Source organism: Bernardetia sp. (assembly GCF_020630935.1).
Taxonomy (GTDB): Bacteria; Bacteroidota; Bacteroidia; order Cytophagales; family Bernardetiaceae; genus Bernardetia.
Genome location: NZ_JAHDIG010000003.1, coordinates 128,966 through 144,097 on the forward strand (window position 1 = coordinate 128,966; position 15,132 = coordinate 144,097).

The 15,132-nt window shown below is 32.7% G+C and carries 13 protein-coding genes; 7 read left to right on the plus strand and 6 right to left on the minus strand.

The window, feature by feature from the left end; genetic code table 11:
- Positions 1-56: 56 nt before the first annotated feature.
- Entirely contained in the window at positions 57-932 is an 876-nt protein-coding gene (gene dapF / locus QZ659_RS01820) for a diaminopimelate epimerase (RefSeq protein WP_291721002.1), read from the minus strand.
- 150 nt (positions 933-1,082) lie between these two features.
- Positions 1,083-2,348, minus strand: a complete 1,266-nt coding sequence (locus QZ659_RS01825) for a M16 family metallopeptidase (RefSeq protein ID WP_291721005.1) — start codon at positions 2,346-2,348, stop codon at positions 1,083-1,085.
- 435 nt (positions 2,349-2,783) lie between these two features.
- On the opposite strand from QZ659_RS01825, the gene QZ659_RS01830 reads away from it, so the two are divergent.
- On the plus strand, positions 2,784-4,319 hold the full coding sequence (locus QZ659_RS01830) for a toxin-antitoxin system YwqK family antitoxin (protein WP_291721007.1): 1,536 nt from the start codon (positions 2,784-2,786) through the stop codon (positions 4,317-4,319).
- Positions 4,320-4,449: 130 nt separating this feature from the next.
- On the opposite strand, the gene deoC is transcribed toward QZ659_RS01830, so the two are convergent.
- A complete protein-coding gene (deoC, locus tag QZ659_RS01835; RefSeq protein WP_291721010.1) occupies positions 4,450-5,160 on the minus strand; it encodes a deoxyribose-phosphate aldolase in 711 nt (236 codons plus the stop codon).
- A gap of 131 nt (positions 5,161-5,291) precedes the next feature.
- Positions 5,292-6,005 (minus strand): DUF4349 domain-containing protein, encoded by a 714-nt coding sequence (locus QZ659_RS01840; RefSeq protein WP_291721014.1) that lies wholly within the window; start codon positions 6,003-6,005, stop codon positions 5,292-5,294.
- Between the two features lie 190 nt (positions 6,006-6,195).
- On the opposite strand from QZ659_RS01840, the gene QZ659_RS01845 reads away from it, so the two are divergent.
- Positions 6,196-6,576, plus strand: coding sequence for a phosphoribosylpyrophosphate synthetase (locus tag QZ659_RS01845; RefSeq protein ID WP_291721017.1), 381 nt, complete (start codon positions 6,196-6,198; stop codon positions 6,574-6,576).
- Between the two features lie 51 nt (positions 6,577-6,627).
- On the opposite strand, the gene pnuC is transcribed toward QZ659_RS01845, so the two are convergent.
- The gene (gene pnuC, locus QZ659_RS01850; protein WP_291721020.1) at positions 6,628-7,320 is read right to left on the minus strand and encodes a nicotinamide riboside transporter PnuC; all 693 of its coding nucleotides are present in this window, start codon (positions 7,318-7,320) and stop codon (positions 6,628-6,630) included.
- Between the two features lie 193 nt (positions 7,321-7,513).
- Between pnuC and QZ659_RS01855 the strand changes: the two genes are divergently transcribed.
- Positions 7,514-8,347: a universal stress protein gene (locus QZ659_RS01855; RefSeq protein WP_291721023.1), complete on the plus strand. Its 834-nt coding sequence runs from the start codon at positions 7,514-7,516 to the stop codon at positions 8,345-8,347.
- Positions 8,348-8,732: 385 nt separating this feature from the next.
- Positions 8,733-9,149 (plus strand): hypothetical protein, encoded by a 417-nt coding sequence (locus tag QZ659_RS01860; protein WP_291721025.1) that lies wholly within the window; start codon positions 8,733-8,735, stop codon positions 9,147-9,149.
- Between the two features lie 6 nt (positions 9,150-9,155).
- On the opposite strand, the gene QZ659_RS01865 is transcribed toward QZ659_RS01860, so the two are convergent.
- On the minus strand, positions 9,156-10,226 hold the full coding sequence (locus QZ659_RS01865; protein ID WP_291721028.1) for a phosphodiester glycosidase family protein: 1,071 nt from the start codon (positions 10,224-10,226) through the stop codon (positions 9,156-9,158).
- 107 nt (positions 10,227-10,333) lie between these two features.
- On the opposite strand from QZ659_RS01865, the gene QZ659_RS01870 reads away from it, so the two are divergent.
- From QZ659_RS01870 to pbpC, 3 genes are all read left to right on the plus strand, one after another.
- Entirely contained in the window at positions 10,334-11,488 is a 1,155-nt protein-coding gene (locus tag QZ659_RS01870) for an RNA-binding domain-containing protein (RefSeq protein ID WP_291721034.1), read from the plus strand.
- A gap of 68 nt (positions 11,489-11,556) precedes the next feature.
- A complete protein-coding gene (rsmH, locus tag QZ659_RS01875) occupies positions 11,557-12,480 on the plus strand; it encodes a 16S rRNA (cytosine(1402)-N(4))-methyltransferase RsmH (protein ID WP_291721037.1) in 924 nt (307 codons plus the stop codon).
- A 61-nt stretch (positions 12,481-12,541) separates the two neighbouring features.
- Positions 12,542-14,956, plus strand: a complete 2,415-nt coding sequence (gene pbpC, locus QZ659_RS01880; protein ID WP_291721040.1) for a penicillin-binding protein 1C — start codon at positions 12,542-12,544, stop codon at positions 14,954-14,956.
- Positions 14,957-15,132: the final 176 nt, after the last annotated feature.

Sequence of the window (15,132 nt, forward strand, 5' to 3'; positions counted from 1 at the left end):
GAAAAGACAGTTTTCTCTTAACTTTCTTAATTGTATTTTTTATAAAAAATATTTTTCTACATTTCTCCTTCAAAAACTGCTGTGGCAGCTCCAATGAGGAAAATATTGGTAAAGTTATGTTCGGAATTTGATATTTTTTTATAATCAAAACGTACTTTTAGATTTCCTCCTAAAGTTTCTACATTGATTAAATTTTGATTTTTCTGACTTGATATAGCTCCTTCTAGCATTTCACTATGAAGAGAATACGACAGCGCACAAGCTGTTACGCCTGTTCCACAAGAGAGTGTTTCATCTTCTACACCACGTTCATACGTTCTTACAAAAATGCTATTTTTTTCTGAATTAGCTACCTTTTTTACAACAAAATTAACATTTGTACCTTCTTTTTCAAACCTTTCGTTGTACCTGACTTTTTTTCCCTCCTCAAAAACTGGGTAGTTTTTGAAGTTGTGCAGAGTTTCGCCTTCTAAAAAACGAACAAAATGAGGCGAACCTGTGTCTAAAAAATAAAAATCTTGGTTTGTTTCAACTTCTGAAATATCACTCATTTGGAGTTCTACTTCTGTAACCTCATTTTCTTTACTTGCTACTTTTGCAAAGTGAAGTCCGTCATAAGCTAAAAAAGTGGTTTCTTTGCCTTCAAAAACCCCCAAACGGTAGGCAAACGCCACAGCACAACGCCCACCATTGCCACACATCGAACCCAGCGCACCATCAGAGTTGAAGTAAACCATTTCAAAATCTGCTTTTTCGTTAGGTTCTTTTGATTTTTCTATTAAAATCAGCCCGTCAGCACCAATTCCAAAACGGCGATGGCAAAGTCTTTCAATGAAATCTTTATCTTTTTTTTGAGTGTCAGAAAAAGAATTATTACGATTGTCTATCATAATAAAATCGTTTCCTGTTCCTTGGTATTTATAGAATTTCATAATCAATTATGAATGATTTAATTACGAATTAGAAAGCCATCAAAAATGAATTGATAAATAATAATGCTATCTAAAAAATTAATATATAATTAAGTAGAGTATTATATCAATTTGTAATTGATTCATTCTTAATTCGTAACGGATTAAGATTTATCCGACACAAACTTCTGTCAAATCTATTAGATATTTTTGAGCAACTTTTTGAATATCTTTTGGAGTTACTTTTCGTAGGTTCAAAACATAATTGTTGTAATGATTTTCATCTAAACCGTAAAGATGAACGTCTTGAATTTTGTCCATCACAGCAAAAGCTGTGGAAAGTGAACCCAAAAAGTTTCCACTCATATAATTTTTTACATTGTCTAATTCATCTTCTGAAACTAGCTCATTTTTCAAAAGTTCTATTTCTTTATAGATTTCAGCAACAGCATCTTGATAGTTTTCTTTCTTTACATCTGTTCCAATAACGAAATATGCTCCGTTTTTCATCGACAAATGGCGTGAAGAAATTCCATACGTATAGCCTTTGTCTTCTCTAATATTTTGCATAAGTCTTGAGCCAAAATATCCTCCCAAAATCATATTCATCACTTTAAAAGCTGTATAATCTGGGTGTTTTTGATTGAAAAGTGTTCTTCCTATTCGAATAGAAGTCTGTACACTACCCTCTATTTCTTCGTATATTTTGGTAATTCGGTTGGCAGGAGTTTCTACTAGATTTCCTTTAGTTGTATTTTTATTAACTTCAAAGCTCTCAATAAAATCTGTTATCAGTTTTTCAGAATGAGCATCAATATCTCCCACCAAATAGGCTTCAAAAGGAGTAGATTTTATATTATTTTCATAACAATCTATTATATCTTGCCTTTGAATAGCTCTAATATTTTCTTCGCTTGGCGAAGCTGAATAAGGATGAGACGCACTAAAAATTTCTTTCTTAAACTTTACCGTGGCTTGGTAGGCTGTGCGTTCTTGCTGTACTTTTAGATTTTGAACCGAACGGTTTTTCAAGTTGTCTAACTCTGCTTGTGGGAAGGTTGGAGACTGTAAAACTTCTTTCAAAAGTGGCAAAAGGCTTTCTAAATGCTTTCCTAATGTATAAAAAGAAACAATCGTAAAATCATTTCCAGAATCAATATTTATAGATGCTCCATGAAACGAAATTGTGTCAGCAATTTGTTTTCCTGTTTTAGTTTTTGAGCCTTCTAAAAACATTTTTCCCATTATTGAGGCTTGCCCTGTTTTGCTCTCTTGACACTTTCCTGCTTCGTAAGCCATCTGAAATCCCAAAACAGGTTGGTTTTTGGTAGTCAGTTGGTGTAATGAAATATTGTTTTTTAATTTCTTAGTCGTTATTTCTGGTAGTTGGTGAGCTTCAATAACTTGAAACTTAGGAGCTGTCTTACGGTCAAGCATAAAGAATTTTTTATACGGCTGTTAAAGTTTTTGTTAGGCGAAAATAGCTATTTTTTATTCTATTTTCTAACAAATTTGTGTTTTATATTTTTATTGAAGTTGTTTAAGAATGTAAAAAAGTAGCTTGAATGAAGTTTAGAGTAAATTTTATTTATTATTTCTCGTTCAAGCATTCTGCTTGGACGCACTTTTTTGTCAGCATATGCTGACGAAACGGTAAGCACAAGATGGAATCTTGCGCTAGAAAACCATTCTTAAACAAGTTCATTGACAAAATGAGACAAAAACAAAAATCATTTTTCACTTCACTCATCTTGGTATATTTTTGGAACATAATATAGTTACCCATTTTTTACAGAAAAATAATACTTTTCACAAGAATTTGTTTGCAATAAGCGATTCAGTCAAGCGTTTTAGTTACTGAAACTGACAACTATGAAATCAATAAACGACCTATCTATGAAAATCAATAATAAATATCCTTATTTATTAACTGTCTTTGTTTTACTTGTTGTGCCTTTTAGTGTCTTCGGACAGCTTTCAGCTTCTGCACAAACAGCTGAAAATGAGCGTTTAACTTCTGCAAATCAGAGTGGGCGCAAAGTAGCTCGCACCTATTACGACCTTGACCAAACCGTCTTGAAGGCGCAATACTATTTTATTGGAGACGATAGTACAAATGTAGATGGCGAATACAAACTTTTCCACGTAACAGGCGAACTAAAATCTATTGCTAACTTCAAACAAGGAGAAATACAGGGAAGAGCGATTGAATATTATCCTAATGGAAATGAAAAACTGGTAGGCTCATATAAAGAAGGAAAGAAAGATGGCATCTTCAAAGAATATTACTTTGAAGGTGGACTGATGGCTGAATACGAATGCAAAGACGATAAGAGAAACGGAAATGCGAAGGTTTATAATGAAAAACAAGTAATCGTTCAAGAAGCTAATTATGTAAATGACCATTTAGATGGAATAATCAAGACATTTTATCCAAATGGAAAACTAAAAGCCAAAACACCCTTCAAACTAGATAAAATAGATGGCTTGGTAGAAGAATATTACGAAGATGGTCAGCTAAAAAGAACTATTACTTTTAAAAATCATAAACCCAACGGAGAAGAAAAGACATTTTATAAAAATGGTGTTTTGCGTACCACAACTACCTATTTGGATGGAGAAATGAGTGGCGATTTTAAAAGTTATTACGATAATGGTATTTTAGAACTGGAAACCATAAATATACACGGCAAAAAGAATGGCTATTTTAGAAGATATACAAGAGATAGTGTTTTGGTACAAGATGCAATGTATAAAAATGGACAATTACATGGCGATAACATTCTTTATTTTGACAATGGAAACCTCAAGCAAGAAGTAAAATACCGTGCTGGGCAGCAACTTTATTCTAAAATATATAGAGAAAATGGAAATCCTCTGAAAGAAATTGATTTTGGAAATACTATCAAAGACCGAAAAGAAACACATTATTACGCCAATGGAAATAAGGAAAAGCAAATCGAATTTCAGAATGAGCAAAAAGTAGGAGAGTGGAAATATTTTTATTCTAATGGAAAAAAGAAAGTAGAAGAAAACTATAAAGACGATAAACTACACGGCAAGCGAGAAACTTATTTTTCGAATGGAAAAACTCACTTGAAAGAAGAATATGCATTTGGAAAGCAACAAGGCATTACTAAAGAATATAGCAAAGAAGGCGACCTAGTTTCTGAAATTGATTACAAACTAGGCAAAAAATGGGGTGTTGCTACATATTACCATCCCAATGGAAAAATATTAGCAGAAGGAGTATTCTACAAAGATATTAAAAACGGAAAATGGTATTATTACAACGAAGATGAAAAACTTATAAGACGAGAAGTCCATAGAAGAGGGAAAATTTCTTCTGCCAAAAGTTATTCGAAAGGCAAGCCTCGTAAAAAATCTCCTTTCAAAAAGAGAAGATAAAAAAATAAAAGCTATTACTTTCGGTCTGCTCTACAAGGCTGACCTTATTTCCTAGGTTAGCCCAATAGGGCAGTACTGATAAACTTTAGACACTATCCCAAAAAACATGAAAATTTTTAGCTTTCAGATTTTAGAGGATAGTTTCTTTTTTTTCAATATTTTTCAAATATTCTTGCATAATTTCTACTCCAGAAGACGTGCCGATGCGCTCTGCACCAGCCTTCACAAAATCCTGCACTTGCTGATATGTTTTGATTCCTCCAGAAGCTTTTATACCTACCATTTCTGAAACAGTACTTCGTATTAGTTTTACATCTTCTAATTTTGCGCCTGCATAAAAATCTTTTTTCTCTGAAAAATTAGCTGTTGCAAATCCTGTGGAGGTTTTGACAAAATCTGCCCCTGCTTCTTCACAAAGCAAAGCTGTTTTTTTGATTTCTTCTTCCGATAAATAAGCCGTTTCGATAATTACTTTAAGCATTTTTTCGGCTTGGTGTGCCAAATCTGCTAATCGTACCATCTCTACTTTTGCCCAAAAAGGATTTGTCTTGAGAGCTGTCATAGAAATAACCAAATCAAGTTCATCTGCACCATCTTTGAGAGCAACTTCGGCTTCTCTTACTTTGGTCTCTGTTCGATTGTAACCCAAAGGAAAACCAATTACAGTAACTACTTTAGTTTCTGTTTTGAGCAAGTCTCGTTTTACTTTCTTTACCCAAAAAGGAGGAACACAAACTCCTACAAAATTATAGTTGAGAGCTTCTTCTATGAGTTTTTCAATGTCTCTATCATTAATGGTGGGTTTCAGATGGGTTTGTTCTATGTACTGTGCAGGGTTCATATTGAAAGTTAAGTTTTATATCAGAATATATTTTTAGAGTAAATAGATAAGTCGTATAAGTGTTTGATAAACACACTTCAAATTATTAAAAAATATTGATAATTATTTTAGAAAGTATAACCAATAAAAATTTAATTCCTTACAAAAAACCACTTTACAGTTTTATAAAGTCCTACACCAACGTAACCTAAAAGTCCTAGTTTGGCTTTTTCTCTAATGGAAATAGTGATGGTGGCAAATTCTTCTAGGTTGTCTAGCTTATTGATTTGTCCTTTCAAAAGGTCTATATCTTGGCTAATTCGTGCCAGTTCTCGCTCTACTAAAATAGCTTCTTCTACATTTTTTGCCATTTGTAAAAGTTCAATATAGCGTTTTCTTGTGGCAATAGCATTGTCTAATCTAATTTGAGCATCCCAATACTGTTCCGTTACGTCGTTTCCAATAATATCTTTTCGTGTAATTTTCCCTAGTTTTTCAATTTCTTCAATTACATTTTCAAATTCTTCACTTTTTACACGAATAGTAGTTTGGCGAGTACTCAAATAACCGACATAACCATCATACTTTTCTGCAATACGTTCTAATTGTGGATTAATGCTATCAGGCAATGGAGAAACAACAGTCATATTAGCAGAATAAAGAATTTTACGTTTTTCTTTAGGTGTTTTAGGATTTTTCTTTATTTCTAAGCTATTCAAACGCTCACTTGTGTAGCTTTCATTTGTACTTCCTGTTTTTTGCTGCTGTATAGTAGGAAGGTTTGCCTTTGAGTGAGATTTGCAAGAAGAAAAAATAAAAGGAACAAAGAGTAGGAGAATGAAAAATGTTTTTTTAGAAAAAGTCATTGTAATAGAGAGTTTTGATGATTATTGTATAATATTTAGTCATCAGATGCCAAAACTATCTTTTTTACACACATTTTTTTAGAACTTTTTCCATACAAGGCAAAATCTCACAAACAAAAACAGTGTAAATATCATTTAATAAATAAGAGTTCGACAAATACTCACTTTTTCAACTAAAACATTTTTTACTATGGATACTAAAAAACAAGACAGAATAATATTAGAGGAGCTTCAAAACACTAATACAAACCCAGACCCAAATAGTCCTCTACATACATTAGATACGCTTTCAGAAACAATGAATGCACTCAAAAACAAAGGTTACACGACAGATTTCAACCTAGATAAAGACTGTTTAGTCTGTACTCACGAAGGCAAAGAAATTCATGTCTATCCACAAGAATTTGAAATTGATGATACGTTCCGATTTGAAGGCGAAACTAATCCTGCTGATGAATCTGTCTTATACGCTATCAGCTCTGAAAAGCATAATTTGAAAGGTGTTTTGGTAAATGCTTATGGAGTATATGCAAATGATACGGTTGGGGAAATGGCAAAGAAATTTAAGTAATAAAAATTAAGTATGTAAAGACAGTGCTTGCATTGTCTTTACATATAACTCTTATTTTCTAACCATTTGTTTTTTCCACTCAAAATATCCTAGGGCAGCCAAAACCAAGAAAACAGCATACAACCCTGTTGTAAAATAAAGTCCTTTATAGTAGTAAAGTCCTACACAAATAATATCAATAATAAACCAAAAAATCCAGTTTTCAACCCAGCGTTTCGCAAGTTGAAACTGTGCAACTACACTAAAAGAGGTGGTAAAAGCATCTAGGTAGGGAACAGAAGCGTTTTCTAAAGTTGAGAACCAAGCTCCAAATCCAAAAATACCTGCCGTTCCAATTACCAAACTTGCTATCCAAAATTTGAAAGGCATATTTGTAATGGGTAGTTCAGTGTTTTCTTCCTTATAAAAATTGTTATCTAATTCTTCTACAACATTTTTGTCTAAAACAGAGCTTTCGATTTTTGCATCTTCTGTATCTGGCTCTTTCTTTTTTCCTCCAAAAAGCCAATGATACCAACCCCAAATACTAACAACAAAATAAAAAGCACTTAAGATAGAATCTCCATACAAGCCAGCATTAAAAAAAATATAGATATACGGAACTACACTTAAAATTCCGAAAAACCATCCCCAGTGATTGTTTCTAGTATTTAGCCATACACAAATAAGTCCTGTAAGGGCAGCAAAAAGCTCTAGTTTATGAGAAAAAAAGTAAGTAAGGAAAGATTCGATGAGTTGTTCCAAAATGATATAAAGGTTTTATAAAAAATTTCCACAAAGGTAAACTATAAAGGAAAAGGAAAAAGAATTATTTTTTTGAGAAAGGCTTTGACGAATTCTGCTTGTGAAAAAAATAATTTCTACATCTATTTTATTTCTAAATTTGTAGTAGGGCAGAACATTTTTTATTAAAAATCTTAAATTTATACCACGATTTATGCAAACCATATTTGTTCCTTTAGATTTTTCAGAAAACTCATTACAAGCACTTCGCCACGCCATCGAACTTGCCAAAATATCAGATTCAAAAATTATTGTTTTTCACTCTTATCAGCCTCCTCAAATGGGGGGAGGAAGTTTTACAGGAAAAAGAAAACTTACTAACCTTGGAAAGCAAGAAGCTGAAGACAATATGTATAAGGTAGTGATGGGCTTGGAAGAAGCCGACTATAATTTGGACTTTGAACATCTTGTGGTAGAAGGCGACCCTATGCAACGCATTCTTTTCTACATTGAAGAATATAATGCTGATTTGATAGTGATGGGAACACAAGGAGCAACAGGACTTAAAGAAGTTTTTTTAGGTAGTGTAGCAAGTAAGGTTATCAGAGATGCTACTTGTCCAGTAATTATCGTCCCAGAGAAAAGTAAGGAAATGGTGTACGAGAAAATTATATATGCTACTTCACTTATTGCCGATGATAAAGGAGTTTTGAGCTATCTGAAAGGTTTGGCAAAGGATTTTAAAGCAAAACTAGAATGTATTCATATCGAACAAGACACAGAAACAAATAAAAAGTTTGAAGAGCTTGCTAAAAACCATATAGAAGATGATATAACTTTCAAAAGTATTGAGAAAGAAGAAGATGAAAAAGTAGGAGATACTCTTCTAAATTACATACATGAAAGTCCACAAACACTATTAGTAATGCTTCGTCGTGAGCGAGACTTTATGCAGCGTATTTTTGGGTACAGTGTGACCAAAAAAATGGCACACCGTTCGGAAAGTCCTATGCTAATTATAAAGGCTGCTGACAAAATAGAATTATAACTAAAAGCAAACTTAACGGTTATAAGGTTTAATAAGCTCATCAAAACAAAACTTCAACAAGAAGTTTTGTTTTTTGTTTTAGATATTTTATGTTTAACTTTTATAGTTTTAAAAATAAATTTTACTAAAAATAATTCAACAAAAGAGTAATATGTCGTCTTTTATTTTTACCTTTGTTTAATATAGGTATCAGATAGTAGTTCAAAAAAATCACTTGATTTCACAATTTTATTTCTTTGGTTTTGTGTATCATTAAGTCTAAAAAACGGAGTTTTAGATTGAGTTTATTAATAGTAGATGAGGAAAGTGAGAAGCAGGAAGTGCAAAAGTAGTATAACCAAGGGAATGTTTAAAGAATTTTTAAGTACATTAAAATATCAAAAAATTGAAGGAGGAAGTAAAACATATCATTGACACAGAAGCCTATACTATCCAAGTAGATATAGAAAAAAATAGAGTATATTTTTGCATTCGTGGACGTTGGGACAAAGAAACCAAATTAGAAGACTACTTAGACAAATGGAAAGAGGCTATTTCGTATTTAGAACCTAACTTTACTATTATTGCAGATGTTCGTACAATGCTACCTCATGCTATCTCTGTAGAAAAAGTTCATGAAGAGGCTCAAAGATATTTAATCGAAAATGGTCTTTTCAAAGTAGCCGAAGTAATTTCTTTAAACGATATTGCAGCTTTGCAGGCGACTAGAGTAGCCGAACGTTCTAACTTTCCCATCAGTAAGTTTTCATCTTTTGAAGGAGCCGAAAAATACTTAGACCAAGTTGTTGGAGTACTCAAATAAAAAATATTATTTTTTCCTTACTCCCAATACATTCGGAATTTCCCAAAAATGGTTGTTTTCATCATTGAGATTAAAATTTGTTTCATAACTGCCCATTTTTGAAATCACACTATCTTCATATTTTATAAAAAATGAAGTTTCAGGTCCTCCTTCCAAATACATAATTTTCTTGATATGTAGATTAGACTCTAAAAGCATATTGTTATATGTTTGAACATTATAAGGCGAGCGAGTATAGATAAAAAGCACATTATCATCTTTATCAGATGCCAAAACTACCATACTCCAATAGCGTTTCTGATTTCCCCAACGGTTTTTTCTGTGGCAATCTACCAAACGGAGGTTCTGAATAAGAGTATTGTAGTTTTTAATCGTTTCTTCCCAGTTTCCACATGAGTTGTCTTTATCAATAATTTGAAATTTAGGTAAACCTTTCTTTTTTCCTTCTTCTGTCAGATTAAAGGCTGCGATGGAATTATATTTTGGTGTAAAAATAGAGTTATTTACATATTCAAAATCTTTCATGTAGCCTGCACTTGTTCCACCCATTTGAAACATAGACGCATTGAAAGCTGCAATTAGCTTTTCAGATTTTGCCCATTTGGGAGCTGTTTTTGAACCTTTTTTATCCAAACTATTTTCTGATTTTTTTTCTAGGGCAGAAATTAAATCTAAGTTGAAATAATCTAAATCTATTTTCAAGACTGAAATTTTACTATCTGCGATATTGGATTGTATGGGGGCATCAAATTCAGCGTATTCCAAGCCTTTTTCAAAAACTTTCCAGTTTATTGTTTTATTTACTTCTCTTTTTGTAAATGTTGGAACTAATTCTTTGGGTTCTTGATAATTAGAATCTGTATAAATCCAACCTGTTTGCTCTCCATCAGAATAGGGGTCGTTTTCTTCTTCTTTTGTTGTTATAGAATCAGTAGCAGATTTTTGATTTGTGGTAATTTTTATAGTGTCTTTTTCTGTTTGGTTTTTTTGTTGTGTTTTTTCTGATGTAGAATTACAAGACAAACAAATAAAGATGGTGCTGCATACTAAAGCAAATAACTGTATCTTTGTAGTCATATTGTGAAATAAAATCTTGATAATTAAACGTTGAAATATAGTCTCAAAACGTGTAAACTATTTTTTATTGCATAATTTTTCTCAACTCAATTCATTTAGAAACAGAAATGGAAAATCAAGAATTGCTAGAACTTATTGAAAAAGGTGAAACCAGTTTTGTACAGTTTAAAAGTGATATAAAGAATGTTACAAGTATAGCACAAGAAATGGTTGCTTTTTCGAATAGTGAAGGAGGAAAACTTTTGATTGGAATAGACGACAAGACAGGAAAACTTATAGGACTTTCTTTTGAGGATATTCAAAGAATTAATAGCTTACTGACTACGGCTGCCAACGAACACGTAAAGAGTCCGATTACAATTCAAACTCAAACCTTTGAAGTTGAAGGAAAAAAAATGATTGTGGCAACTGTTCCAAAAGGTTTGGATAAGCCTTATATGGATAAAAACGGTTTCATTTTTATAAAAAATGGTTCAGACAAACGAAAAGTTACTAGCAAAAATGAACTTCGAAGACTGCTGCAAAGTAGTCAGTCGTTGTATGCCGAAGAAATGATATTGCAAAATAGTAGTTATGAAGATATAGATATAGAAAAATTTGAAGAGTTTTATACCAAAAAATATAATTTAGTCTTTGATAAAAAGCAGTTGGGACAATATTTGGAAAATATGGCTTTGGGAAAAGAGGGTAAAATCAATCTTGCAGGAGCATTACTTTTTAGTAAATTTCCATACAAAAATAACTTGCCTTTTTTTATTTCTGCTGTTTGGTTCAAAGGTACCAACAAATGGGAAACTGAATATTGGAGTAGCGATAATTTTAGAGGAACACTAAATCAGCAGTACGAAAAAGGGTATGCTTTTATTGTCAATTCATTGACAAAACTACAAGCAGGACAATCATTTAACAGTACTGGTATTTCCGAAATTCCAGAAATCGTAATTCAAGAACTTCTGACAAATGCACTCGTTCATAGAGATTATTTTATCAATGATACTATCAAAATATTTATTTTTCAAGATAGAGTTGAAATTATTAGTCCTGGTACGCTTCCTAACAATCTCAACGAAGAAAAAATAAAGAAAGGAATACGAAAAAAACGTAATCCTATTATAGATTCTTTTGCTATGGACTTGCTCCATTACAGAGGAATTGGAAGTGGAATTGTACGCTGTCTCCAACTTTACCCAGATATTGAGTTCATCAATGATAAAGAAGGTGAAGAATTTAAAGTAATTATCCAAAAACCAAAACTTGACTAAACTTTTACAAAACAAATTTGTACGGAAAAGGCATGCCTTTTCTCTAACGAAAAGATAAAAAAAAACAAATGGAATCTACCTATCACAATCCTGTAATGCTTTCTGAATGTATAGAAGCATTGAATATAAAAGAAGATGGAATTTATGTCGACCTCACTTTTGGAGGAGGAGGACACAGCCGAGCTATTTTAGAAAAACTTACTACTGGAAAACTCTATTCTTTTGACCAAGATAGCGATGCACAAGAGCAGGCAAAAAAACTATCAGAAGAAATTTCAAATCCTTCTTGTTTTGTGTTTGTAAAAGCAAATTTCAGATATTTAGCCAAATATTTGAGAATGTATAAGGTAGAAAAAGTAGATGGTATTTTGGCAGACTTAGGAATCTCATCTCATCAGATAGACGAACCCACAAGAGGTTTTTCTACTCGCTTTGATGCCGATTTGGATATGAGAATGGATACATCAACGAGCGAAACAGCAAAAGACATTTTGAACGAATACAGCGAAACCGAACTTCATAAGCTCTTCGGAATTTATGGAGAAATCAAAAATGCCAAAACGCTTGCCAAAACAGTAGTTGCTTCAAGAATTAACAAACCAATTGAAACGACAACAGAGTTTAAGGAAATTTTAAATAGAGTTGCTCCTAAAAAACAAGAGTTTAAATACTACGCACAGGCATTTCAAGCGCTTCGCATTGAAGTCAATCAAGAAATGGAAGCCTTAGAAGATATGCTCTTGCAATGTGCTGATGTTCTGAAAACAGGAGGACGTTTGGTAGCAATGTCGTATCATTCGTTGGAAGACCGTCCACTCAAAAAGATTATCCAAACAGGAAAATTTCAAGGCGAAGTAGAAAAAGATTTTTATGGAAATATTATAAAGCCTTTTGAAGCTGTCAATAGAAAACCCATTTTGGCAACAAAAGAAGAAATAGAGCAAAATCCAAGAGCTAGAAGTGCAAAACTTAGAATTGCTGAAAAGATATAATTGAACAAACCTCGTTGATGGTTGCATTTTGAACCTCAACGACGGTTATTTGTAAAACTAAATGCTAAAATTTTTTAAAAAAACACTAAAATTATTACTTAAAATAGTAATCATCGGTCTGATTTCTAGTGTAGCTTTATTTTTTGTTTGTAATTATTTTTTTCCTCTAAAACTAAATATTTCCTATTCTCAACTGCTTTTAGATAAAAAAGGAGAAATTATTTATGGTTTTTTGAGTGAGGATGACAAGTGGCGTTTTCAAACAGAATTAGACGAAATTAGTCCAACACTAAAGGAAACTATTCTTTATAAAGAAGACCGTTGGTTTTATTATCATTTTGGTGTAAATCCGTTTTCAGTAGGGCGTGCAGCAGCGAGAAATGTTTGGACAGGCAGACGAACTTCGGGAGCTTCTACTATTACGATGCAAGTAGTACGGCTTTTAGAACCCAAGCCAAGAACCTATCTCAACAAAATCATCGAAACCTTTAGAGCTTTTCAGCTAGAACTAAATCTTTCAAAAGATGAAATTTTACAGCTTTATTTGAATCTCATTCCGTACGGTGGAAATATTGAAGGTGTAAAATCGGCTTCGTTGCTTTATTTTGGTCAAGAACCAGAAAAGCTAAGTCTAGCACAAATAACGGCACTTACGATTGTTCCAAATCGTCCGACAACTTTAGGGTTTTCTACAAATTCTGATAAAGATTATTGGATTACGACGCAAAAAATTGAAAAAGAGCGCAACAAATGGCTCAAACGTTTTCAAAAAAGTAAGTTATTCGAAGATGAAATGATAAGTGATGCACTAGACGAACCTCTAAATATCAACTTTAGAAAAATGAACAGAGAAGCACCTCATTTTGCCTTTTTTCTTCATTCAAAATATCCTAATGAAAGCGTACTGAAAACTACTTTAGACCGAACCATTCAACAGAAAGTAGAGAAGATTACCCAAAACTATACTCGTCGTTTGGGAAAATTAGGTATTTATAATTCAGCTATTTTAGTTGTAGATAACAAAACCAAAGAAGTATGTGCCTATCTGGGTTCACAAAATTTTCAAGATTCGTTACACAACGGACAAGTGGATGGTGTACAAGCCTATCGTTCTCCAGGAAGTACGCTAAAACCTTTGATTTATGGAATGGCATTCGACGAAGGTTTTCTCACGCCCAAACGAAAACTTTTAGATGTTCCGATAGACTATGATGGCTACACACCAGAAAATTTTGATAAAAAGTTCAATGGAGAAGTAAGCGTAGAGCTTGCTTTATCGTATTCGTTGAATATTCCTGCTGTCAATACGCTAAAGGAACTAAGTGTTTTTGAGATGGTTTCAAAGCTTTCTGATGTTGGTTTTAGGCAGATTGAAGCCGACAAACATAAACTTGGTCTTTCGTTGGCTTTAGGTGGTTGTGGTGTTTCGTTAGAAGAACTGACAGGACTTTTTTCAGCTTTTGCTACGAAGGGAGAATTTGAAAAAATCCATTATTTACAAGAGGATAAAAATAAGAATCTTGAAGAAAATTTTTCATTCCAACTGCTTTCAGAAGAATCTGCTTATATGGTTTCTGATATTCTGACGAAAGTAGAACGCCCAGATTTTCCTTCTGACTATCAAAACAGTAAGAATGTACCCAAAATTTCTTGGAAAACAGGCACGTCCTATGGGCGTAGAGATGCGTGGAGTATCGGTTACAATGCTCATTATACGATAGGTGTTTGGATAGGAAATTTTACTGGACAGGGTTCTGAATACTTGACAGGAGCGCAGGTAGCTACGCCACTTTTATTTCAACTTTTTGGAAGTATAGATTACGCTGCTACTGATGAAGTTATAAAACAGCCTTACACACTCAAAGAACGAATGGTTTGTAGCGAGACGGGCAAAGTTCCTTCTGATTTTTGCACGAGCCAACTAAAAGATTTTTATATTCCAACTATTTCCCAAAGTGACAAATGTCAGCATTTGAAAAAGATTTTTGTGAGTAATGATAGTATAAATATAGAGAATCAAATTAGTTATTGTTCTTTTTGTCTGCCGAAAGACAACTCAAAATACAAAACGGCATATTTCCCAAATCTTAAACCAGAACTAACAGCACATTATCTTAACAATAATTTGCCACTCAAAAGTATTCCTCCACACAATCTCAACTGTACGCACGTTTTTAAAGACAAAAATTTTCCTCAAATAACTTCTCTTTTTGAAGGCAGAGAATATATTTTAGATGATGATTCGACACAGCTTTTGTTAGAGTGCAGAACAGCAAATGATATAAGCAGCGTTTTTTGGTACGTGAATGACAAATTTTTGAAGGAAAGCAAACCCAACGAACGAGTATTTTTTAGTCCCTTTGAGTTTGAAAAAACAAACTACCAAAAAGACAAAAAAGGAAAAACGAAAATCTCTTGTACCGATAACAAAGGACGAAATACAGATATATGGATTCGTTTGAAGAGGAATTTTTGAGTTGAAAGAATATGCTACATTGTTATTATGACTATTGAGTAAAGTCTCTTTAAGAAGAGAGTTATATTGAGATAGCTGAAAATTTGTAGGAAGATTATTTTTTTGTTTTAAAATTACTTTCTGTATATTAGCCGTTCTGTTTGAACTTTTATTAAGTTAAAAAAATTATTAAATTC